Consider the following 22885-nt stretch of genomic DNA (forward strand, 5'->3'; position numbering starts at 1 on the left):
TCTGCAATCTTCCTTGATCTAGAAGGGCCGTGCCGCCAGTCTCGGCCTTCATGGATCCCATCACCACTGCCATCATCGCCGGTGCCGCTGTCGCACTCAAGGACACAGCCGAGACTGCCGTCAAAGATTCCTATCAGGCACTGAAGCAAGCCCTCACCCGCTGGTTCGCGGACAAGCCGGAGGCGCAGACCGTGTTGCAGCAGATAGAGCAGCACCCTGAGGATGCAAAGGCGCAGCACTCGCTGGAAGTCATCATCACCACACAGCAGCAAACCACCCCGCCGCAGGACGATCTGCGTCCGTTGATCGCCGCCCTGGTGCAGGCCCTCCAGCAGCACAGCCAAAGCCAGGACCCGCAGCGCATCGGCGTCCTCATCGAGGCGTTGAAAACGAAAGACCTCAAATTTGGCCACGTCCAGCCTCCGCAGCAGACTGGCATCGGCGTCAAGATGGGCACTGTCAAAGCAGAGAGCGTCACCTTCGACAAAGTCGGCAGCCTGGGGGAGCCGTGACGCCAGTGCTCAGCGGGGGCGATCCCTCCGTGGCCGCTGGCGTTTACATTCACACGCTCAATATGGCCAACGAGCAGGCCCACCGCCAGCCCACGCTCATCCTCAAGCCAGAGTCATGGCCGCAGCCCGCGCCGTTTCACAATCGCGCTTTCCCCGACCAGCACAACTTCGTCGGTCGCGCAGCGCTCCTCAGCGCCATGAAGCAGACCCTCGATGCCGAGCGCAACGTGGCCCTCACGCAACCCGTCGCCATGCACGGGGCAGGGGGCATCGGCAAGACACGCGCCGCCGTCGAGTTCGCCCGCGCCCATGCCAGCGCTTACACCCTGTGCCTCTTCCTCGATGCCCAGAGCCCCGAAGCCCTGCGCGCCTGCTTGGCAGAAGTCGCCCGCAAGCTCGAACTCACCACCGATCCCCAGGCCAAGGAAGAGGCCCTCGTCCTTCTCGCCCTGCGTCTGCTGCGCGCCGTCCCCACCGCCCTCGTCGTCGCAGATAATGCAGACACCCCCGCCGCCCTCGAAGCCGTGCGCCTCCTCTGCCACGAGCCCGGCGGCGTCCGCTGGCTCATCACCACCCGCCTCACCGACCTCGGCGAAGAATTCGCCCCCCAGCCCGTAAGCCTGCTGGAGGAACCCGAAGCCGTACAGCTCCTGCAAAAACGCGGCAGCAAAAACGGCCATCACCCCGGCCCCGATGCCGATGCACGCGCTATCGCCCTCGAACTCGGCCGCCTCCCCCTCGCCCTGCAGCAAGCCGCCGCCTACGTCGCACACATGCGCCTCACTTGGGCCGCCTACAGCAAGCTCCTCGCCGAGAATCCCGCACAAGCTCTCTCCTATGAAGCCAAGGAAATGAAGGACCTGCCTGAGAGCATCCTGCGCACCTACCATATCAGTCTTCAACAGCTCAAGCCCCGCGCCATCGAGTTGCTAGAGATCGCCGCCCACCTCGCCCCCGCTCCCATCCCCGAAGCCGTCTTCCTTCACAAGGATGACGACAACTCCCGCCGTGCCGCACTCGTCGAGCTCGCTGATCTCTCCTTGCTCGAATGGCAGGCGGGCAAAATGGAAGTCCACCGCGCCATCTCCCTCGCCGTCCGTTTAGGCCTCGGTCAGGGCGAAGCCAGTCGCACGCGGCTGGAGCAGGCCTGTTGTCATGTCTCAGCCTGCCTCCCTGAAGACACGCAGCATCCCGAGCACTGGGCTGAGTGGGCAGACCTGCGGCAGCAAATCGAGCACCTTTTGGCGAGGGTTGGTCCAGCAGGAGCTACGATAAAGACCTACAACTGGCTTTTGGCAAGTTTGCCTAAGTATCTCCAGGTCATTGGCGAGTACGCAGATGCGGAGAAACTCTACCGCAGTGCCACGGCTTGCCAGCACCTGACTGTGGGCCCTGAGCATCCATCTACCTTGGCTTGCCGGAACAATTTGGCCGTCGCGCTGCAAGCTCAAAGCAAATATGCCGAGGCGGAAAAGGAGCAGCGGGCGGTGTTAAATCTCCAAGAGCGCGTGCTGGGAGCGGAACATCCCGACACCTTGGGAAGCCGGAACAATCTTGCTGCCGTGCTTTATGCCCAAGGAAGGATTGGCGAGGCAGAGCAGGAGTATCGGGCATTGTTGCAAATTAAAAACCGCATAATGGGTGAGGAACATCCCGAGACCTTGGTAAGCTGGATGAATCTAGCCAACGTGCTCAATACTCAAGGTAAGCATGTCGATGCAGAGATCGAGCATCGGGCGGTGTTACAAATAAAAAAGCGCGTGCTAGGTGCCAAGCATCCCGAGACTTTAGATAGCAGAATCAATCTTGCCATCGTTCTGGATGCCCAAGGCAAACATGCCAAGGCGGAGCTGGAACATTGCGAGACGTTGCGGCTTCGAGAGCTTGTATTGGGTGAGGAGCATCCTAGCGTAGCGCAGTCTTGCTATAACCTAGCTCTCTGTCTCGAAGCTCAGCATAAGCTGCGAGAAGGCCTCGTATTCATGCAGCGGGCAGAGCAGGTCTTGACGAAGGCTTTGGGAATGGACTACCCATATACAAAACTGGCCAAAGCCGAGAGCAAGCGCATCGAGGCTGCGCTGAAATAGGAAAAAAGCAGACGAAATTGCATTTTGTCCATTGCATTACCTAAATATATGGCTTGAAATATTTGCCGTTCTTGTTGATTTTACTTATGATTCAGAATGTTTTGTGATGCAATATTGCGCTGTTTGGTTCCAGTGAGGATCAACGGAGAAATCTTTGAGCAGATATTTCACACTGTCCGGGAGGGAACCGACTACTTGGTCGTTTTGGAATGGAGTGCTTCAGACGGAAATCAAACCCAGAGGACTCCTAGGCAGTGTGTTGCCATTCCACAATCTGAAATCTATCCAGTGACTAAGCTGAGTGCGGAATACGAACTCGTCAGCCGCACAGGCATCGATTTCGATAAAGCTGCCCTCATTGACGTAGCGGCGGTTACCAATCAGTGGTTTTTAGAGCCGCCAGTAGATTAAGGTTATCGTTAGTACGGCTATTGCTGTCAGTACGATTATAATAAAATCATTTTCTGCTGTACTCTATAATAAAAGTGTTGTACTTACGTTGGCTATGAAATGCCAGCCCAACAGGAACTACGAAAGCAATGATGTCGTCCAAACCCCGATCCGTCTCGCAAAGCGGATCGTGGAACACTTCAAACCGCATGGTCGCATTCTCGAGCCTTGCCGGGGGAATGGACATTTCCATCGCTTTCTAACTGATGCTGACTGGTGCGAAATCAGCCAAGGAAGGGATTTTTTCGATTGGAAGACCCCTGTGGATTGGATTGTAACGAATCCACCATGGAGCCAGATTCGCCCCTTCCTGCAGCACAGCATGAGCCTTGCAGAAGACATTGTGTTTCTGATGACCGTGAACCACGTCTGGACGAAGGCTCGAATACGAGATATTTATGGCGCGGGTTTTGCCCTCAAGGAAATTTGTCTTGTTGAAATGCCGCCTGAATTTCCGCAGTCAGGTTTTCAACTTGGAGCCATCCACGTTTCCAAAGGATGGAAAGGGGATGTTAAATTTACAGATATTTCAGACCTGCCCATTAAGGCGAGGGCCAAGTGTGCGCTGGAATATGCTTAGAAGGCGCCCTTCCCATCCTCCATTGCCATATTTAAAGGCATAGCGGCTAATACGCTCCAGGATGTGCGGAGGAATTGAGATGCGGCCGGTTTGCTCTTCGAGCAAGCGCTGCAATGTAACCAGCAGGCTCTGCCAGCCGCCGCCGTTTTTCTCTGCGGGATCCTGCTTGTACAGAATCCCCTTTTCATTTTCGTTTAGTGTTACGATTTTCATATATGGTGTGGGACAGAATAAAAAGTCACGTGCATAAAGGGTAATAGGGATGCCACGCTTTTGAGCAGCGCTTTCGAGTTCCTCTCGCTCCGTAGGGGATAGGCGAAGACTAATGAATGTCGCCTTGCGCTCCTCTTTTTTGATCTTGGGTCTTCCTGGTTTGCTCATTGTTCATGCAATGATAGGACGGAATGCTCGCAAAGCAACATAAAATGTCGGAAATATTTTCCGTGACACATTAATAGCAGTGAATGCCGCTTTTCTCAATGGCTTGGTTCTAAGTTCCACCATCCATCCACGAAGAGTCCGAAGCCCACCATTCACCCCTTCACCACAAACGACCCCATAAACACCGGCCGCCACCCATTCGGATAGTCATTGAGGTACAGCTGTTCCACCACCGGGTAGGTGATTCCATGGAGCGTGATCTCACCGAACATGTCCTCCCGGCCACCGCCCATGTTGCGCTTGCTCAGCACCTTGGTGAACTTCACGAGATGACCTGCCGGCACCACCAGGATGGGGCCCTCGCGTGCGCCTTCATCCCTGGAAGCATGGAACTGGTAGAAGTCTCGCAGGTCAGGATACGTGCTGCTGTATTCAGGCTTGTACAAGTACAGCGTCCTCCGCGTGCGCACCTCATGCCCCAGAACCTCTTGAAACCGCGCCTCACGGCTGATGTCCACCGTGATGGCGCTCACGATCAGCGCGATCACGCAGCTGCTTAGACCCAAGCAGGCGATGGCAGAAAAGAGAAGGGGGCGGAGCCAATGTTTCACGTCACGGATAACGTGTCGGAAACAGCGGATTGAACAAGTCGGATCGAAATCCCCGCCCCAGACTTTCCGCACCGGCTTCCCCCAGCTTCGCACCCGCCGCAGCAGGCCGTGGGTTTTCATGCGCGCAGGTTTCGTTTCAGGCTCGTGTGGCTCTCCGCGCCGCAAGCCTGCGCCGCACATAAACATCCACCAGCGAAAGGACCACGGAAAGCAAGAGCGCGCCGGCCATCACCGCGGTGTTCGCCCCTGCGATGTCGTGGTCATCCAGGTAGCTTTGAAACGTGGGCCACCGGGTGGTGCTGCGCTGCCCATCCAGCAGCCCCGGGCATGCCTGATGGATGATCCAGCTCCGGGCCACGTCCTGCCCCAGCCACAGCAGCGGCATCCACACCAGCATGGCGGCATAGCTGGGCCACCACCGCCACATGACCGCCGCCACCAGCAGGCTCAGCAGCAGGGCGCCGCCGCTGCAGATCCCCTTCGCAAAATCTCGTGTGATGAAATACCACGGCGGAGCATCTCCCGGGCTTCCCCCGTGCAGCCCCAGCCACTGAATCACCGGCTCTTGACACGCATGCGCAGCGTAGAGCGACACCATGAGAACGATGAAGAAAATGAGCATCCCCGCACGCTCAAACCTCCACACGGCTGAAGGACTTTCCGGCGCAGGTGTCGGTGGTGGTGATGGATTCATGGGAGGTTAGGGGGGAAGGAATTTTGTCGCAGGGCGAACACCGCGGCTCAGTCGCAGCAGCGCAACATCATGCGGACATTCGCGACCCATCATCGGTCAGCCGCGCCAGATAGTGCCCATCGTCCTCGCGCGCCAGTACTTCGGCGTGCCAGCCGCTGGCCCTCGCCAGATCGCGCAGGCTGTCGAAGTCCAGGTGCAGCCAGTCAAACGCCTCACCGCGCCAGCCTTCATGCTCGATGCAGAAACGCATCTGCCCCGGAGGGCGGCCCTCGCGCAGGTTCCTCTCCTGATAGGCCAGGTGCACCGGGTTCAGCGTCTGCCGCACATCCAGCGAGTCGCACAGGATGTGCCCGTCCTTCGCCAGAAGCTTCCGCGCATTTTCAAAGAACGCCGCCGCACCCACCACCGTGCCCACCATCCCAAAGCCGTTCATCAGCATGAGGAGCGTGTCGAACGGTCCTCCCGCCAGCGTCAACACACTCCCCGTCCGCGTCTTGATCACGCCACGCTCAGACAAAACACCCGCCAGCTCAGGCTCCAGCTCCAGCGCCGTCACGTCATGGCCCTGCTGCTGCAAAAACAGCGCATGACGCCCCGCACCCGCGCCCACATCGAGAATGCTTCCGCAGCAGCGCTCCATGGCCAGCTGCTCCAGCGGGCTGAAGGGCGGCCCCGCAAAAGCCGCCGCCACCGGCACCGTTGCCTGAAAACCATCGTCGCGGACGATCGTGTACGTCGCCTTCACATCACCCCGCCAGCACTCCAGCATGGCACGGGCGTACGGGCTGCCGCCGCCTGCGCCCGCCGGGTGCGGCACCTGATCGTTACGCCGGGGCATCATCACCTCCATGGCTGGACTTCGCCTTGCCTGCCTTCGCCCTCTCAGGTCGGCGGAACATTCGACGCACCGCCGCCACCACCTCACCCAGTCCCTCCAGCACAGACAGCACCAAATTCCCCAGCAGCAATCCAATGAAGGCGGAAAACGGCAGCCCGGCCCCCTCCCAAAAATAGAAGTACAAAAATCCCGGCAGCGCGATCACCGCCTCAAACACCAGGATGAACGCGATAAACATCAGCACGGAGCAATCCTTGCGGCGCTTGATGACGGCCTGAGTCAGCATGGTCGGAAAAAGGGCAGGGGATGGGGTGTGAAGCCGGACGTCATAGCTCAGGCGACAGCTTGTGTGAAGCCTTCGATGTCGCACACATGCCATACACGCCTTGGCCTGCATCCGTTTTGTTCAGGCCCCTCATCACTGGGAGCGCCGACATGCTGTCGGCTCCGGCGAACGTCCCCGTCACACCGCCCTCACCCAAAGCCCCGCGCAAACACAGCGCCCCTCATCACTGGGAGCGCCGACATGCTGTCGGCTCCGGCGAGCGTCCCCGCCACACCACCCTCACCCAAAGCCCCGCGCAAACACAGCGCTCATCACTGGGAGCGCCGACATGCTGTCGGCTCCGGCGAACGTCCCCGCCACACCGCCTTCACCCAAAGCCCCGCGCAAACACAACGCTCATCACTGGGAGCGCCGACATGCTGTCGGCTCCGGCGAGCGTCCCCGTCACACCGCCCTCACCCAAAGCCCCGCGCAAACACAGCGCTCCCTCCTGCGGCGGAGCGGCACCCAGAGCCGACAAAATGTCGGCGCTCCCAGTACAGACTCCAGCACCGCGCCGCACGGCGCTCCCAGTGTAGAACGGGCACCATGAAAGAAGCACCAAAGCCAGTTGAAACCCCTTCCTCAAGCGGCATCCATGGCCGATGCTTCTTGGATCTCATCGTGGCTGGTACTCTCGCGATTACCTCCCGCATTTGGATCAACCCGGCTTGATCCAGGCCGTCACCTTTCGACTCGCGGATGCGCTGCCCGCCGAGAAGCTTCAGCGCTGGGAGCTGGAGCTGGCGCATGAAACCGACCTCGTGCGTGATTTGGAAAAGAAGCGTCGCATGGAGGCCTGGATCGATGCCGGGCATGGCGCCTGCTGGCTGCGTGAGGATGCGATGGCACACATCGTCGAAGACGCCCTCCTGCATTTCGACCCTGCACGCTACCGGCTGCTCGCGTGGGCCATCATGCCCAATCATGTGCATGTCCTGATTGAAACGCAGGAAGGTTGGCCGCTGGGCGGCATCGTGCAATCATGGAAGACGTGGACCGCCAGGCAAATCAATGCCCATCTCAGACGCACCGGCACCGTCTGGCAGCGCGACTATCATGACCGCTACATTCGAGATGCGGAGCATCTGGCGAACGTGACGCGGTACATCGAACAAAACCCCGTGAAAGCAGGGCTGTGTGCGGAAGCCAAAGCATGGCGGTGGAGCAGCGCGGGCAGGAAATAAGGCCCTCGTTTGGAGGAACGCAGCGCCAGGCAAAGCTCATGGCTGAGCGCCCCTCATCACTGGGAGCGCCGACATGCTGTCGGCTCCGGCGAACGTCCCTGCCACACCACCTTCACCCAAAGCCCCGCGCAAACACAGCGCTCATCACTGGGAGCGCCGACATGCTGTCGGCTCCGTCGCGCGTCCCCGCCACACCGCCCTCACCCAAAGCCCCGCGCAAACACAACGCTCATCACTGGGAGCGCCGACATGCTGTCGGCTCCGGCGAACGTCCCCGCCACACCGACCCCACCCAAAGCCCCGCGCAAACACAGCACTCCCTCCTGCGGCGGAGCCACACCCAGAGCCGACAAAATGTCGGCGCTCCCAGCACACGCCCACGTTCCATCCCCCTACCTCACCCTCTTCCCCATCTCCTCATCCAGCCACGCGCGATACCACATGTAAAAACTCACCCTCTCCCCTCCACGCGTTTGCAGCGGCGAGAGCCCTTCATCATCCGCGCGCTTGTCCTCCCACACATGGCCCGCCTCCGGGCCGGACACGATGAGCCACTGGCGCAGCGCGCAGCCCAGATGGCAGATCGGGATGGCCCCGTCCAGCGGCGCAAAGTAGCGTTCCTCAAACGCCGCCCGCTGCCGCTCATACGCCGCCTCGTCCGTTTCAGAAAGCGCATCCTCCGGCATGCCCGACAGATCATTCCACGCCGCCGCGTGAGGGAAGGGGAGCCGCAAAGTGCCCACGAAACCATCCCCCTCCTGCCACGCGCGGAAATCAAAACCCTCATCGCACTCGCCCAGATCAAACACCCCATAGCCCGGCCCCGCGCCGCCCTTTCCCACGCACATGAGAAACGCCCGGTACTCCTCCGGCAGCCGCACCCCATGCGCCCTCTCAAACTCCCGCACCTCCGCCTCCGTCATCACCGCGCTGCACTCATACTCCGCCTCATCACTCTCAAGAGCCATGGGCACCGAGGCACGCAGCGTCGCGAGGTCACGCACGATCTGCGCATAAGATTCGGGAGTCGGCGTCATAAGTCAGCGAAAGTGGCGGAGGCAGGCGAAAATGACAGGCGAAAAAAAATCGCACCCACCCATCGCACCTGGGCGGCGGGGGATCATCCCTCACCCGCACACTCCCGCCGCACAGCCGGGCCCGCACCTCGTGCTCCGCGATTCCTTGGATCACCACACGCGCTCATTTCCTCGGCGCACCCGCATGCATCACCGTCAGCACCCTGCGCCTCTGCGTGGGTCACTTTCATCCCCGGCTTGTGAAAAATGACTTGGAATGCCATGGTTTATTCTTAAATAATCTCACGTGACATCCTGATCACCCACGCACGGCGCTCCCTCCCCGGCACTGCATGCGCGGCTGCGCCTGTGCGCCCCACCCACCCCCAAAAAACTGTGTGCTATGAAAGTCAAAATCTCTGAGGACAAGATCTGGAAGGCGCTGGGCCCGCTCACCGCAGAGCAGGGCGGCCCGGTCATGAGGGCGGACCCGCGCACCGAGCAGGGGCTGGAGCCTCTGCTCAATTTCGAGCTCTCATTCAAAGAGAGCCTCATGGAGCGGAAAAAATGCAAGCAGATCAGCGCCATCCTGGTGGCCGCCGCCGCCGCAGACCCGGAGCCGGTGCCGGACTGGGAGGGGCTCAAGGCGCTGCGGGATCACCTGCTGCACGCGCCGCCGGAGCGCGCGGCCCAGATGCTCCAGAACATGCAGCAGAATCCCGGCTCCATCCATCAGATCGTCGGCCAGAGCCTACAGGAGCTGCGGCCCGGGCTGGAGCCAGAGCCACACGTGTCCTTCGACTGCATCGACATCCGCCCGGCAGAGGCCCGCAATCTGGAGGTGAGCCCGCAGACGATGCAGAGCCTGCACTGCGCCCAGGCGGTGAATGCCGCCGTGAAGTCCGTCATCACTGACGGCGCGCCCAACCAGGCCCCGGACGTGCTTCGCACCTCCGGCAGAAACGTCCTGCTCTACGACAAACGCGAAGAACTCTTCAATGTGGCCAAGTCAGAGGACAATGACCTCAACGGCCAGCACCTCGGTCCAAAATACTACAGCCACTACAAGCAGCTCGTCGCAGTGGACCATGAGCGGAAGCAAAAAAGCGGCATCGACGTGGAGGAAATGCTCCACTATGGCGAGGACTGCTCCAGCGTCCTCACAGACTGCTACAAATCCGCCGCCACAGGCACGGGCAAGTGCGCCGAGCATGCCTACACGAGCTTTGCACTGCTCACAGACCCGCAGTCACTGCAGAGCCTGGGCGTGGACATCCCGGATGGCAGCCTCATCATCCTCGCCTGTGGCAACCAGATCGACCACACCTACGTCTTCATCGCCGAGCCAGATGCGGTGACGATCTCCGATGAAAGAGACCGCAGGGTGCAGGTGAATGACCCGCGCAAAGTCGTCGTGGTGGACCCCTGGATGCCCGTGCCCTGCGCGCACACGCTGGACCGCAGCACCGCAGACATTCAGCAAAATCCCGTGTGCAAGCTCGTCGTGGCCAAGCACGCAGACGGCATGAAGCTGCAGGACCGCCATGGGCGGGAGACAGCGCTGCCCCCGCCGCCACAGCCCGTGCTGGAGATGCTGGAGAGCTTCCAGGAAAATCACCGCGCGCAGGTGCTCCAGCACGCGCAGGAAAAGGAGTACCTCTCCCCCGATGAGCAGGCCAATCTCGTGTTGGGAGTCGGGGAGGTGGTGCGCAGTTCCATCATCGGCTGCAACTCCCGCCCCCCCTTCTACCGCAGCTCACACATGAGCACGCACACCCCGCTGGACACCTACCACTGCGGCGGCCCTTCTGTCAGCTTCTTCACCGCCGACCCCTCCCGCCACGCCCAGGCCCTCCAGTCCATCCAGACCTCCAATCAGCAGGACCCCGTGGACGTCCTGCTGGACGAAGACCATCTGCGGCTGCTCAAAACGGACCCTGCGGCCCAGAAAGCCTACCCCCACCTGGGCACCTTTTTCAGCGACCCGGATTATGCACAAAGGGTGCCGCAGAGGCGCACCACGCTGCCACCCCATGGCTCCCAGAACATCATCATCATGGAGCACCCGCAGCCACCGCCAGGCTCCCAGAACATCATCATGGAGCAGCAGCCTCCGCCCCCGGGCTCTCAGAACATCATCATGGAGCAGCAGCCGCCGCCCCCGGGCTCCCAGAACATCATCATGGAGCACCCGCAGCCACCTCCGGGCTCCCAGAACATCATCATGGAGCAGCAGCCGCCGCCCCCAGGCTCTCAGAACATCATCATCATGGAGCCGCAGCCGCCCCCAGGCTCCCAGAACATCATCATCATGGAGCAGCAGCCGCCGCCGCCCGCGCCGCCAAAGGCAAAGAAAACCCTCCGTGAGGACCCTGAAATGAGATCCACCATGGAAAACGTGGAAAAAAGAAGCAGCAGGCAGCGCCAGCCCCTGTCAAAGCCCGAAACATCCAGCTCCTCCATCCGGGGAAAATTCAACAAATGACTGCGGAGCGGTGTGCAAATTTCCGGCAAAAAATCCTGGCCCTGCCAGCCCGCAAAAAAGCACCCGCCACGCGCCGCCAGCGTGATCCCGCCGAAACGCCCGCAACGTGAAAACACCACCGCCCCGGGCGCGCAAAACAAGGCGCTGAAAATGACGGTGATGATGACGATGACGATGGCTGCGAATGACCCGACGGCAGGTGATTCGATCGAGTGAAACTACTTCGCACACGTGAAATCCGCCGGCCTGCCGCCAGCGCAGAGCAGGGGACCACATCCACCACCGCCTCCGCCTTCAGCTCACGCTTTCACTTCGCACCCTCCACCTGCGCTCTCACAGGCTTCAGCGTCCGCGCTGAAAAAGTCGCCTGCGCCTTGGTCTTCACATGATTGGTCAAATGCAGCGTCATCTCCTCGCCCGCCAGCGTCACCTCATCGATGGTCACTTTCTTGATCTCACTGGTGTTTGTGGGATGAACGAATTTCGCACCCACTGCCGCATTCAGATCCAGGCATTCTTTATAGTCCAAAAACGATCTGGCCGAAAACGCCTCCATCGCCTGCAGTTCGTCCCTCACCTTCGTGAAATCCTCCAGCGCCACCTTCCTTTCGTAAACTTCAATGCAGACCGATCTCTCAATGGACTCCTGCGGAATACCGATCACCCGGTCCTCCAGGCACACATAAAAGCGCGACTCCCGCCCAAAGCACAAAATACCAGACTGTGCCTCACGCCAGCACACAAAGGGATAAGCAATCACTTCCTCGCCCGGCGGCATCCTCACCTTCACCTCAGCCCTCTGCCCCGCGATGCTGGTCCGCCCCTCCTTCGTGACAGCATTCACATTCACCGGCGTCCACGGACTGAATTCAATGTCGTACTTCTTGCGCGGTACAGGCTGCTCAGCCAGCACCAGCGCGCCCAAAAACAACCCGGCAAAAACCGCCAGCCCAAAGCCCCAGGATCTCTTCATAACCCCCACCCTACCACCACCCCCGCTCCCGCGCAATCCCCGCCCGAGTCCGCGCCCGCCGCAGACATCTCACCACGCAAAAGTCTCCTTCACCGTCGGCCCAAAGCGCCGCACAAACTCCTCCGTCACCATCGAGTCACTGACCTCCCAGTAGGGCATGCCGGACTCGATGCAGAACCAAAACTGCGCCATCAGGGAGTACCTGAACATGCGATCCTTCACCGACAGCGAAGACTCCCCGCCCAACTCCATCAAATTCACCAGCGCCAGACGCCTTGGGAAAAGCTTCGTCGGCAGCTCCTTCCATGCGCCATCCGTCCACACATGGCAGCGGAAGTCCACCCGATGAAAATCCGTTTCACGATCAAACGTGGCCAGATAAAAAGCACCGCCCTGCCGTTGCAGAATGAGCGGCACGCCCGGCCCCTCCCATCTCAGCATGCGCGCCTCATGCATGAAGGTCACCACATAGTCTCTCCGCAGATCGCCAAAGCTCCAGCCATGCCCGCCGTCGATGAAAAAGCCATGCGCACGCTCCACCACACTCGTCGGCAGGGTTCCGCCCTCCGCCTGCGCGGCATGGAACTGGTACACCTCACTCTTCGTCAAAGCATGGTCCAGCACACGCCTGCCAAACACCCCCACCAGCACCACGCCCAGCAGCAGCGCCGCCAGCACCCATCTCCATGGGCGTGATTTCAAGGAAGGGGCAGAACTCATGGCAGGGCTGGGATGTCTTTGCCTGCCGAGCAGCCGGCACTCCCGACCTTCGGCTTATTGCGAGGATTGTGCGACGGGTTTCGCGCTCGTCTCAGCAGGTGGTGTCGAGACCATGTCGAGATGGGACTTGTAGCGGTTGAAAAAGTCGGTGTTTCCGCCCTCCAGCTTTTGCGGTTCGACTGGTTTGATGAACTGCGGCTCCGCTGACTCGCAGATGGTCTTCGTGAGCTCCAGCATGGAGTGCTTGTTGATGAGTCCCGTGGCGCCGCCCGTTTTAAATTCCACCGAGTAAATGAGCGGGTGTGGGCGGTAAAACAATTGAATGGCGTTTCGCACATAGGCCAAAATTTCGCCCTTCGCATAGGCTCGGACCACGCGGTGCCCGGCAAAGGTGTCACGAAAGGGCAGTGAAAGGTATTGCTGCCGCAGTCCATGGCTCAGATCCAAAAAGCCACTCACGGGCGAGGGATCAAAAACAACTGCCTGATCCACCCAGGGGACGGACCGGTAAAGCACTGTCTCAGCCAGTCCGCCACCCAGCGAGTGCCCAGTAGTGGTGACTTTGGCTTTTTTCGCCTCACGATCCGACATGATGTCTCCCAGCATGATCAAAGAGTTGGTTCGAGCGACCGCGTACTGGTCATCCTTCGTGTTGCTGGCCCAGCGAAACCATCGCAGGTTTGAGAGCCAGTCATTGATTTCGGAGAATTGAGTGCCTCGAAAGGCAAACACCACTTCGCGCGGACTCACCGTACGGTTTTCCCAAACGTCAAAATACAGTCCGTACCCAGGCTTGTTTTTGTCATTGAGGTCGCAGTTTCCCAGGAGCCTCCACCCCGCGTCTTTGAGGTCTTTTTCATATTTTTTGATGAACTCCACCTCCGTCTTCTTGGCTTCAGCCGCCTTGTCACCTGTTTCTTTTTCCCCGGAAACATAAGAAAGGTACGACATCATGGCGTAGGGCTTGCAAGCCAATGCCCACTGGTGAGTGCGGACCTGCGCCGGATCATTTTTTGTTTTCCATACTTGCTCGCGATATGTGGTACATGAGGAGAGCAGGATGGTACAAAGGGTCAGAACACAATGGACGGGTGATGAGGGATGCATGGACGGTAAGAGAAAATGTTTCTAAACAAGAAATATGCTTATGCAAACCAAAAAAAATTGTTAATTAAATGTGTGGATGTCCAGCCATGCTAAATAGCCATCAAGTGAGCAGGTCAGATTTTCTTCAGACCACGTTGGATTCACTCAGCGCCCAGCTGTTGCGCAAGGCGCCCACGCGTTCACTCAAAAAACTCTTTCCTCATCATCTTCGTATGATCGAACTCCCTTGGATAGAAATACAGCCGTATCGGCTTGGTGGCGGTATCCCGGCGAACCACACGCACCGCCGCACAAATCTCCTCCTGCTCCTTCGCCGAGTAGCCACCATAGACGTACACATCCGAGCGCCTGGTGTGCGGACTTCCATAAACAGCCGGGCGCTTGTCCTGGCGGCTCATCACACGAAAAGCGTAGCGTTCCTCCAGCGCACGGACGATGTCCGAGCTCTCGCCCGCGTCTGCCCCAGTCGGCACCTCAAACTCGGACCACAGCCGGCACACCAGCGTGAAAACGATGAGCCCCAATGTCGCGCCCGCCACGCACATGGCACGCCGCAGGGGCGGCATGCGCCTCCACGAACTCCTGGCCGGAGGTTTGGGCAGGGCTCCACTCATTCATTCATGGATTCAGATCACTCCTTGGCGCCATGGCTGCGCAGCACCGCCATCACCGTCTCAGACACTTTGCCATGGGCTGCGATGGCTTCCATCTGCTTCTTGGAAAGTTCATAGCCGCAGGTGTCCGGCACCTGCTTGTAATACGGCGCCGCCGTGGGATTCAGCAGCACCCACACGCGCTCATCCCGACCGGCGGAAAGGATGCCCACCGCATCCACGCCGTGGACGGATTTAAAAATCAAAGGCTCAGTCACAGCGCGGTCTCTCTCCTCAGCCTCCACCTGCTGCAGGCAGCCCCACTCAAATTTCGCATTCTCCTTCGTGCAGGACGCAAGAAGCCCGGCGGCGGCAATGACGCAGAAAAGTCGGTGATGAAAGCCCATGTCTTCGAGAGCGCAGCGTAGCTCACTCCTTCTCAAAAAACCACTCCTCATGCTCCGCGAACCACTTCTCCCGCGCCGGACCCTGCGCGGCGATCTCGCGGATCTCCGCCAGCTGCTTCACATCAAACGAGCCCTCCACCGGCGAGTGCCTGCCATAGACGCTGCCAGGCTCAAATGTCACGTCCGCCTGCTGCGTCTCCAGATTCGCCTTCACCGTGAACTGGTTGTCCCTGCCACCCGGTGGCGACACAAACGCATACGCCTCCTTCCTCCCCACCGCCTGCAGCGCCAGCGCCACCTGCTCCAGCAGGCGCTTCACCCACTCGCCGCTCATGCTGGTATGCCTGCCGCCCAGCGCAAAGTACCGCAGACCGTGCATCGCGCTGTACGGCTGCGCTCCCTTGAAGGGGGATTTCCTGAGCGTCACCTCGTACTCCAGCCCGTCCGCGCGCACACCGCCCAGCTTTGAGATCACGAAAATCCCCGCAGCCTTGGGCGGATGCGCCGCCGCCGTTTTCTCCGGCAGCGTGCCCGCCGTCAGCAGCTCCCGGTACCACGCCTCCGCAGCCGCCGCCTGCGCCAGAGACGCCTTCAGCCGCGCCCCCTCCTGCGGCGCGAAGAGCACCTCCCCACCCCGCCGCATGCGCACGCGCCATCCACCCTTCATCAGCACCGACTCATAGATCGTCTTGTTAATTCCCCGGCGTACCTCCTGACGAAAAACCTCGCCGCGCGATGCCGCAGCGCAGGCCTCCAGAAACACCGCCACCTCCTCCGCATCCAGCGACCGCTCAGGAAACGAAAGCTCCGGGCAGCTCACCTCCACCTTCGTTTCTCCCAGCGGCTCATGCACGCCGCGCGACATCCTCACCGACACCTGAATCCCGCTCGCCCCGCCCGCCGCCGCCGTCACATCCTCCACCGGCACTCTCACGAAAAACTCATCAAACGGGATCAGCCGCGTCTCCGCCGCCGTCACAGCAGCAGCCAGCAGGGTGAATGCAAAAAAGAGAGCAGCCGGGGTCTTCATAAATCAGATGCCGCCCATCCTCCCACACACCGCCCGCCCCTGTCACGCCTTTATTGGCTGCGGCCCAGCCCTCCGTGCTGGGAGCGCCGGTTTGCAACCGGCTCTGGAAATCCCCGCCGCAAAACCACGCGCCGCATACGCAGTGCCACGCATACCACTACATACCATGCCGATGCCCCAAGGCCGCCCGCCCAGAGCCGATAAAGTATCGGCGCTGCCAGCCCAGAGGCCACTTGGCGAAGTGCATCGACCAGCGTAGCCCAGCCCTCCGTGCTGGGAGCGCCGGTTTGCAACCGGCTCTGGAAATCCCCGCCGCAAAACCACGCGCCGCATACGCAGTGCCACGCATACCACTACATACCATGCCGATGCCCCAAGGCCGCCCGCCCAGAGCCGATAAAGTATCGGCGCTGCCAGCCCAGAGGCCACTTGGCGAAGTGCATCGACCAGCGTAGCCCAGCCCTCCGTGCTGGGAGCGCCGGTTTGCAACCGGCTCTGGAAATCCCCGCCGCAAAACCACGCGCCGCATACGCAGTGCCACGCATACCAAGAAATACCATGCCATCAGCATCTCCGCTCCTTTCTCAGACTTCAGTTTTTGACCTCCCATTTTTGCGCCTTTTTGCGCCTCTTTGCGGCCAGCCCAAAAGCCCGAAGATCCAGGCTTGCATTTGAAACTCAGATCATGCTTTAATCAAGATCCTGCGCACAGCCTACGCTGCTTCCTCAGGGGCGCAGGCACGCACGGGCCCCGCCATCGCCACACGGCCACGGCTTGCCACATCACCCCCATGAACTCCGCCTCAAGCCCACGCACCACGCCCGCTGCCAGCGCAGACGGTGCAGCTCCGGCTTCGGCTTCCGCACCGCAGAGCACGCCCACGCCAGCGGCCGGCACACCGCCCCGGCGCAGGCCGCGCTGGCGGCTCGTCGCGGGCGCCTTGCTCACCTTTGGCCTCTGCCTCGGCGCGGCCCTGCTGGTGAAGCGCGAGCAGCAGCGCCAGGCCGCGCTGTACTTCCTGGAGGACTGCGGCTGCAAAGCCATGGCCTGGCACAGCCCCTGGGGCCGCGTGCCCAGCTCCGAGACACTCGACTGGGACGAACTCCGCAGCCGCACCTTTTTATACCCCGACGTCATCATCACCCCTGAGGTTTACTTCGGGTCCGTGGAAGACTTGGAGGATCAGGACGACCCCGCGAACTACCGGGAGAGCGATCCCCGGGAAGAAATTGAAACCGACGAAGAAAGCGAAGCCAGCGAAGACAGACGCCTGCTCAAAGACCTGCACAAATCAGATCCTCTCAAGCTCCTCGCCGCCCTTCAGGTGCTGCAGCCCAAGATGCTCATCATGCGCTGGAGCCAGCCGCAGGCCCCCGCCTTCTGGCGCAGACTCGCCCAGGTGACCAGCCTGGAGGGCCTGATGGTCACCGCCTGGTGGGGCGGATTCGACGACCGCGCGCTGCAGCACATCACGCACCTGCCCCGCCTCAGCGTCCTCGTGGTCAGCGCCACACGCACCACTCCCACCTTCAGCTTGGGCGCCGTTGGCGGCATCGTTGCAGGCACCACCAAACGCTACGGCATTACCGGCATCACCGATGCAGGCCTCACCTGCCTGCAGTCCAGCCCCCAGCTCAAAACCCTCAGCCTGGAAGGCACCCACGTCACCCGCGCAGGCGCCCACGCCTGCCTGCGCCGCTGCCCGAATCTCCAGATCAAGCTCAACGGCGAAGGCGTGTCCCGGCGGTGAAGCGAAGCTTGAGGGGCAGATCAAAGCCCCGCATTACACTCACTCATCCGGCAAATCCAGATCAACTCGCAGCCCCGGATTCACCGCCGCCGCCGCCTGCTTGAGCGACCGCAGTTCCGACTCCGGCCACTCCATGCCCTTGATCGTCAAAATTCTCAGCGCCGGCAGCTTGAACACACCCGACGCACGCACACCCGCCGCCGTCACCCCGGTGCTGTGCAGGCACAGCCGTTCTAAATGCGGACACTGCAGCACCACATGGCGCAGCCCGGCATCCGTCACCGGCGTCCCATTGTACTCCAGATAAGCCAGATGCGGGGAAGGGGGGAAGACCTCCCCGGATACCAGATTATTGTTAAAAATGGCACTCTTCAAATCCGCCCCCGCAAAGCCCGCCAGATGCCCGTCATTCATCTCGCTGTACATCACCATCAGCACCTCCACGCTCCCCCGGTGCCGCCACTTGGAAAAGAACGCATCCAGCCATGCCCCCGAGTTGCGCCGCAGCGTCAGCGTCCGCACGCTGCCATAATGCTCCAGCGCAGCCCCGGCGGAAATCCCCGCCAGCTCATCCTCATTCAGGTCCACGTCCAGCGGCTGCCGCCAAAACCACGCCTCATCCTCATGCGACCAAAGATCCCTGTCCCCATTCCCGGACAGCACCCGGAAATGACTCCAGTGCACCGCCAGCCACACCGCCGCCAGCGCCAGCAGCAGGCCAAACCCAGACAGGCCGCCCATTTTCTTCCTCATGCCACAGACAACTCAGAGCCCCGCCCCGCCGTCAAGCTCATTCACCCCCGCGCCCAGAGCCCACGCCAGCGCCCCGTGAAGCTCCCTTCAAACCAGCGCGGCCCGATCCACCCCCCCCCACAATGGGGATAGTGCGCAAAAAATCGGCACAAAAACGCAGCTCTCAGCGGCGGTGCTGCTCCTGCCACGCCCTGCGCGGGCCGGGAAAACACCAAATCAGGTCACCAGACCCTCAGAGACCATCTGCATCAGCCCCTCGGATCGATCCTCAGAAACACCCTCCATTCACTTGGCTGCGGCGCTCGTCTTCGGCTGCATGAAAAGCCAGTCCTGCACCCCGCGGCGGTCCTCTCCCACCAGCGCATAGATCTCGTTGAAGAAAAGCCCCTGCAGCAGCGGGTAGCGGCTGTATTCCAGACCGGAGCTGGTGAACTGCTCGATGTCGTGGGTGGCATCAAAGCGGCCCCGAATAAGCGGTGTCAGCCCCGGCTCCATGCAGTCATGCATTTCCACCAGGATGTCAGCGCCGCGCAGCCAGGGCACCTTGTCAGGATCAAGCACCGGGCGCTCGCCCGTGTCGATGTCCATCCACACCAGCACCCGGCCCGCGGGGTTCAGCCCGCGGAGCTCCTCCGCGGTGCAATGGCCGCGTTGCTCGACCCGTTCCGAAACGTGATTGATGCGGCAGAGGTTCCGGCAAAAGCTGGCAGTGGTTTCATTGTGCTCATAGGACACTACCCGCGCCGCAGGAAACAGCAGCGCCAGCCCTGCGGTGTAAAAACCTTCCGCCGCACCCACGTTCACAATCACGTCATACTGCTTCTCTGCGCTCAGCCGGTGCACCAGGCCGTGCAGTTCATGCTCATAGGCGCCGATGATCTTTTCGAATCGGCACGAGGCCCACTGGCTCATGGGTGGATACCTAAGGCCCTTGAACGGCCCGTCCATCACTTCGTTGCCATAAGTTCCCAGAGTACTCAGCCGGTGCTCCAGCTTGCGTCTCATGGCCCTCTTCAACTGGTAGGAGATAAACCGTGCTAAATCCTGGGCCCATGAAAATCGAAGAAGAGGAAGAATGATGAAGTTTGTGGCCCATTGTGTGGGGGAGTGAAGGCGCATATACATAGACAAAAATGGAGAGAGGGTACGGTAAGTAAAAGAGGAAAATCCCCCTTCTTCTAAATGTTCCTTCAAACCCCCCGGAACTCGGCATTTGTTGAATGATGTATTAGCGGATAATTACGTAGCTTCTTCGAGGATATTGCAGGTTTAACTCACGCGAAGAATGCCGAAATAGTTGATGCTTATAAAACGGCAATTGATGAGAAGTGAATAATAGATCGGGTAACATGGAGAGAGTTAGATGAGAAGAGTGTGCAATAAGTGCGAGCTAAAGGAAACCTTTAGCGGTGATTTCAGCATAAGTGGCGGTATAAGTGAGGCCTTTAGCCGCGATAGGCCGCCATGGTGAACGCCCCGAGGAAATGCCTTCACCGATCCCAGCAACCCGGCGCTTCCTGCGGCACTTCGCACCATCCAGCTGCCGTCGTGTTTGAGGCGGAAGAACGATGCGGCCGTCGCGCCTGCTGGACGCTCCATTCCGCTGAAATCAATGAGTGATCGTGTGCGGCGAAACATAACGGCGCGCCCATGCAATTCTCTAAAGAATCGACAATCAAAGAAAGACAGCAGCTGTCGTCAGCGTTGATCATGATGCTGCCAATGCGTGCCGTGTGTGCACGCATCAAAAGGCGCTGCTTTCGCACCCAGGGATCGACCTCAGGCATGAGCTCAAGATTCGACGAGGCGATCAACTCGGGAATGCAGGCCGGCAGCGCTTCAAAGTTCGGCAGCGCTTCAAAGTTCGGCGGCGCTTCAAAGTTCGGCAGCGCTTCAAAGTTCGGCAGCGCTTCAAAGTTCGGCAGCGCTTCAAAGTTCGGCAGCGCTTCAAAGTTCGGCGGCAGTCGGCCCGGGTCCCGGCGTCATCAGCCTCAGCTCATATCCCACATTTTTCAGCACCATGTCTGTCCACCATGTGCCGATCTTGGTTCTGACGCACCACCCCACCAGAGCGTCTTTATGCCAGGCCAGTTTTGCCCGCCAGTTGTTCGTCGTGGCAGGTGGCGCAGAGCCATGAGCCTGGGCCTGCCAGAGCTCGTTGAAACCGTCCGTACAGTGGCCGCTTTCCTCCTCGCTGCGCGGACGCACGGGCCTGCCCGGGACCACTGGGCCCCATGCAGACTTCAAACGGTGCAGGAAGGAGGCCATGGGCCACCCGCAGAACATTGTAAGGCCTGCCCGCCTGTCCAGTGTCGTTTCTGTGACATGGATGATGCTTGACTGCAGCCGCCCCTCTTCACCCCTCACCGATCCCAAAAATCCGGCACCACCTGCGGCAGCGGGGCTGGCCCAAACGCCCGGCACAGCTCTCCCACCATCGAAATGGGCACATGTAGCGTTTTGCGAAACTGATTTCCGGAAAGTGAGCGTGGAGACGCTCGGCGGCGGCTTGAGGACAAGCCGCCCTACCTCGCGCTGGACGCTCGCAGGCCTAGCGCTGGTAGGGCTGGCTGTCCTCAGCCAGCCGCCGTCGGAGCCCATGATTCTCTAGCAAGAAACAGCCTGCTAAACGGAAATGAGTTTTGCGAACCGCTATAATGACCGGTAAGACCGCGCGACATGGTGAAAACCAAGGAAATGGAATTTGGCCCCCTCAAAATCAAGGAAAGCCCATCATCCTTGATTTTGTCACCGATGAAATCAAGTTTGCTGAGTTTCACCCGGCCACTCACCGCCCCCGCCTGCTCTCCCCGTAGCCCAAGCCCCAGGCTTGGATCCGCCTCCGTCCCCGCCCGCTCCCGTCGCTCTCCCTACCGGGAACATCCGCAGGCCGCGTTCCACGCCGAAGCCGCTGCCCCACCACCCGCGCCGCCGCCTTCCTTCAAGTGCGCAGGAAGAGCAACCGCGTATCAAGGCAGACCTGGTGGCTGTTGCGCAGTTTTTGCTGGGGGGTGAGACAGTACCCGACTATAAAAAGGTCGTCAAAAACCTGCGCAAACTCCCCATCGAAAACGAACTCGTCTTCGAATCCGGAGCCATCGGCTTCACCAACGGCTATCTCAAAAAAACGTCGTCGTACGGCGTGCCCAGGTACCGGTTTATCATCTTCCAACTTCAGTCAGCTCAGGCCATTACCCCGCGCTTCTCCATCCCCAGAGAAATGGCCGACTCCACCAGCACCCGCACCACCGGGTTGCAGCCCTTGAAGGTCATACGTTCCAGCACCTGAGTACCATGCTGTTCGATGAAGCCGCACACCAGCGCATTCACAAAGGAGCTATTCGCACTGCGGATGCCAGTAAAATCCAGCTCGATCTGCGTGCAGAGACCGACATACGGATCCATCCGCCCCATCCGAAACTCAGCCGCGCGCTCCCCGTCCGCCAGACGAGGACCGAATTCTTCAGCAAGATTGAGTTCCAAGTTCATTTACGTGAAAATACCCGATGATGGGCCCGTACGCAAGAGCCCCACGGCAGCCCCGCATCCACAAAGCTCTGGCGAATTCCCTTCCCATTGTCCGCCACTGCCAGCCGTACCAGACCCTCTTTTTTTGCCCTGAAATGATGACAAGGCCCAAATGGCTGGCCACTTTTCGATGAGATACCCTCAGTTCCGTTTCAGCCACAAATGCCGCAGCTCAATGGGCGGGGCCGGCTGGTTGTTTTCGACATAGCTGAAGGTCCGGCCATGCAAGGTGGTTTGCACGCACTCGGCAGACTTGGTAGCTTTTGATAGAGCGCATGGCGTCGGATGTTGCAGCACTTTGAACTCGTCCTCACGGTCGATGAGGGCATCGCACAGCTTGGGCTGAATCGTGTAACTCTTGCTGGCATATCCTACCATCAGGGCGCTTGTCATGGACCAGGCATAGTCACCGCGAATGAAGCGGGCAATGCCCTTGGAGCCATAGGGGGTGCCTGCGGGATGATCGGCATCAACAGGTTTGCACTCGATGAAAATCCCGTCCTGGGTTTTGCGTCGTGGATTTCGGCCAGTCACTCCCACGAAGAGGTCGGGCATCAAATCGAGCTTGGTATAGTTAAAGTTTCGCACCTTTGATTCCCGGGCCGCAACCATGAAATGCTCAGTGTCAAAGCCGTCCACAATACCTTTGTCAAAAACCTCATCGTAAACCACTTCATGGAAATATAGGGTCAATTTATCTTCAGTGGCCGTCAGGATGTCGATCCGTGCAGGCGTGCGCGCCTTGAGGCGGTCCCATGACACCCGCAGAGCCTCTTCCACGATCAGAAACATCGCGAGAGGGATCGGCTTGTGTGGCAGTTCCGCCGCCTCGTCGTGATAGAATCCATAGGTCATGA

Annotated in this window: 25 protein-coding genes; 7 read left to right on the forward strand and 18 right to left on the reverse strand. The window is 60.1% G+C overall.

Going from position 1 to position 22885, the window contains the following annotated elements; translation table 11 throughout:
* Positions 1-50 precede the first annotated feature (50 nt).
* The 3 genes from AC3RLQ_RS03650 to AC3RLQ_RS03660 all read left to right on the forward strand — a co-directional run bounded on the left by AC3RLQ_RS03650 (position 51) and on the right by AC3RLQ_RS03660 (position 3629).
* Entirely contained in the window at positions 51-512 is a 462-nt protein-coding gene (locus AC3RLQ_RS03650; protein WP_422322066.1) for a Het-E N-terminal domain-containing protein, read from the forward strand.
* Complete coding sequence (locus tag AC3RLQ_RS03655; protein ID WP_493034456.1) at positions 509-2599, forward strand: tetratricopeptide repeat protein; 2091 nt, start codon at positions 509-511, stop codon at positions 2597-2599. The genes AC3RLQ_RS03650 and AC3RLQ_RS03655 overlap by 4 nt, the downstream gene beginning before the upstream one ends.
* A gap of 505 nt (positions 2600-3104) precedes the next feature.
* Positions 3105-3629: a hypothetical protein gene (locus tag AC3RLQ_RS03660; RefSeq protein WP_493034458.1), complete on the forward strand. Its 525-nt coding sequence runs from the start codon at positions 3105-3107 to the stop codon at positions 3627-3629.
* Here AC3RLQ_RS03660 and AC3RLQ_RS03665 read toward each other — a convergent pair.
* The 5 genes from AC3RLQ_RS03665 to AC3RLQ_RS03685 form a co-directional block, all read right to left on the reverse strand.
* Positions 3579-4010 carry a hypothetical protein gene (locus tag AC3RLQ_RS03665; protein ID WP_493034460.1) on the reverse strand — a complete coding sequence of 144 codons (432 nt, stop codon included), beginning with the start codon at positions 4008-4010 and terminating at the stop codon, positions 3579-3581. The two genes, AC3RLQ_RS03660 and AC3RLQ_RS03665, sit on opposite strands and share 51 nt — an antisense overlap.
* A 152-nt stretch (positions 4011-4162) precedes the next feature.
* A complete protein-coding gene (locus AC3RLQ_RS03670; protein ID WP_493034462.1) occupies positions 4163-4621 on the reverse strand; it encodes a hypothetical protein in 459 nt (152 codons plus the stop codon).
* A 136-nt stretch (positions 4622-4757) separates the two neighbouring features.
* Positions 4758-5315: a hypothetical protein gene (locus AC3RLQ_RS03675; protein ID WP_493034464.1), complete on the reverse strand. Its 558-nt coding sequence runs from the start codon at positions 5313-5315 to the stop codon at positions 4758-4760.
* Between the two features lie 67 nt (positions 5316-5382).
* Positions 5383-6156 (reverse strand): class I SAM-dependent methyltransferase, encoded by a 774-nt coding sequence (locus AC3RLQ_RS03680; RefSeq protein WP_493034466.1) that lies wholly within the window; start codon positions 6154-6156, stop codon positions 5383-5385.
* Positions 6140-6439, reverse strand: a complete 300-nt coding sequence (locus AC3RLQ_RS03685) for a hypothetical protein (protein WP_493034468.1) — start codon at positions 6437-6439, stop codon at positions 6140-6142. Before AC3RLQ_RS03685 ends, AC3RLQ_RS03680 begins: the two co-directional genes overlap by 17 nt.
* Positions 6440-7083: 644 nt before the next feature.
* Between AC3RLQ_RS03685 and AC3RLQ_RS03690 the strand changes: the two genes are divergently transcribed.
* A complete protein-coding gene (locus AC3RLQ_RS03690; RefSeq protein ID WP_493034469.1) occupies positions 7084-7665 on the forward strand; it encodes an REP-associated tyrosine transposase in 582 nt (193 codons plus the stop codon).
* 392 nt (positions 7666-8057) lie between these two features.
* On the opposite strand, the gene AC3RLQ_RS03695 is transcribed toward AC3RLQ_RS03690, so the two are convergent.
* Complete coding sequence (locus AC3RLQ_RS03695; RefSeq protein ID WP_493034471.1) at positions 8058-8702, reverse strand: SMI1/KNR4 family protein; 645 nt, start codon at positions 8700-8702, stop codon at positions 8058-8060.
* Positions 8703-9084: 382 nt separating this feature from the next.
* On the opposite strand from AC3RLQ_RS03695, the gene AC3RLQ_RS03700 reads away from it, so the two are divergent.
* Together AC3RLQ_RS03700 and AC3RLQ_RS03705 are read left to right on the forward strand one after the other, a co-directional pair.
* Positions 9085-11166 (forward strand): hypothetical protein, encoded by a 2082-nt coding sequence (locus AC3RLQ_RS03700; RefSeq protein ID WP_493034473.1) that lies wholly within the window; start codon positions 9085-9087, stop codon positions 11164-11166.
* A gap of 12 nt (positions 11167-11178) precedes the next feature.
* Entirely contained in the window at positions 11179-11382 is a 204-nt protein-coding gene (locus tag AC3RLQ_RS03705; protein ID WP_493034475.1) for a hypothetical protein, read from the forward strand.
* 91 nt (positions 11383-11473) lie between these two features.
* Here the strand turns inward: AC3RLQ_RS03705 and AC3RLQ_RS03710 are convergent, their stop codons facing one another.
* The 6 genes from AC3RLQ_RS03710 to AC3RLQ_RS03735 all read right to left on the reverse strand — a co-directional run bounded on the left by AC3RLQ_RS03710 (position 11474) and on the right by AC3RLQ_RS03735 (position 15996).
* Positions 11474-12139, reverse strand: coding sequence for a hypothetical protein (locus AC3RLQ_RS03710; RefSeq protein WP_493034477.1), 666 nt, complete (start codon positions 12137-12139; stop codon positions 11474-11476).
* A 69-nt stretch (positions 12140-12208) separates the two neighbouring features.
* Positions 12209-12859, reverse strand: a complete 651-nt coding sequence (locus AC3RLQ_RS03715) for a hypothetical protein (RefSeq protein WP_493034479.1) — start codon at positions 12857-12859, stop codon at positions 12209-12211.
* A gap of 54 nt (positions 12860-12913) precedes the next feature.
* Complete coding sequence (locus tag AC3RLQ_RS03720) at positions 12914-13813, reverse strand: Tle-like phospholipase domain-containing protein (RefSeq protein WP_493034481.1); 900 nt, start codon at positions 13811-13813, stop codon at positions 12914-12916.
* Positions 13814-14145: 332 nt separating this feature from the next.
* Positions 14146-14580 carry a hypothetical protein gene (locus AC3RLQ_RS03725; protein ID WP_493034483.1) on the reverse strand — a complete coding sequence of 145 codons (435 nt, stop codon included), beginning with the start codon at positions 14578-14580 and terminating at the stop codon, positions 14146-14148.
* Positions 14581-14597: 17 nt separating this feature from the next.
* Complete coding sequence (locus tag AC3RLQ_RS03730) at positions 14598-14966, reverse strand: hypothetical protein (RefSeq protein ID WP_493034485.1); 369 nt, start codon at positions 14964-14966, stop codon at positions 14598-14600.
* Positions 14967-14988: 22 nt separating this feature from the next.
* Positions 14989-15996, reverse strand: coding sequence for a hypothetical protein (locus AC3RLQ_RS03735; RefSeq protein WP_493034487.1), 1008 nt, complete (start codon positions 15994-15996; stop codon positions 14989-14991).
* A gap of 791 nt (positions 15997-16787) precedes the next feature.
* On the opposite strand from AC3RLQ_RS03735, the gene AC3RLQ_RS03740 reads away from it, so the two are divergent.
* Positions 16788-17747, forward strand: a complete 960-nt coding sequence (locus AC3RLQ_RS03740) for a hypothetical protein (RefSeq protein WP_493034489.1) — start codon at positions 16788-16790, stop codon at positions 17745-17747.
* 39 nt (positions 17748-17786) lie between these two features.
* On the opposite strand, the gene AC3RLQ_RS03745 is transcribed toward AC3RLQ_RS03740, so the two are convergent.
* From AC3RLQ_RS03745 to AC3RLQ_RS03770, 6 genes are all read right to left on the reverse strand, one after another.
* Entirely contained in the window at positions 17787-18500 is a 714-nt protein-coding gene (locus tag AC3RLQ_RS03745) for a leucine-rich repeat domain-containing protein (RefSeq protein WP_493034491.1), read from the reverse strand.
* A gap of 285 nt (positions 18501-18785) precedes the next feature.
* Complete coding sequence (locus AC3RLQ_RS03750) at positions 18786-19505, reverse strand: hypothetical protein (RefSeq protein WP_493034493.1); 720 nt, start codon at positions 19503-19505, stop codon at positions 18786-18788.
* Positions 19506-19990: 485 nt separating this feature from the next.
* Entirely contained in the window at positions 19991-20287 is a 297-nt protein-coding gene (locus tag AC3RLQ_RS03755) for a hypothetical protein (RefSeq protein ID WP_493034495.1), read from the reverse strand.
* Between the two features lie 160 nt (positions 20288-20447).
* Positions 20448-20768, reverse strand: a complete 321-nt coding sequence (locus AC3RLQ_RS03760; protein ID WP_493034497.1) for a hypothetical protein — start codon at positions 20766-20768, stop codon at positions 20448-20450.
* A gap of 915 nt (positions 20769-21683) precedes the next feature.
* Complete coding sequence (locus AC3RLQ_RS03765) at positions 21684-21989, reverse strand: STAS-like domain-containing protein (protein ID WP_493034499.1); 306 nt, start codon at positions 21987-21989, stop codon at positions 21684-21686.
* Positions 21990-22169: 180 nt separating this feature from the next.
* Positions 22170-22883, reverse strand: coding sequence for a hypothetical protein (locus AC3RLQ_RS03770; RefSeq protein ID WP_493034501.1), 714 nt, complete (start codon positions 22881-22883; stop codon positions 22170-22172).
* Positions 22884-22885: the final 2 nt, after the last annotated feature.

Source organism: Prosthecobacter sp. GW821-HT29F12 (assembly GCF_058803405.1).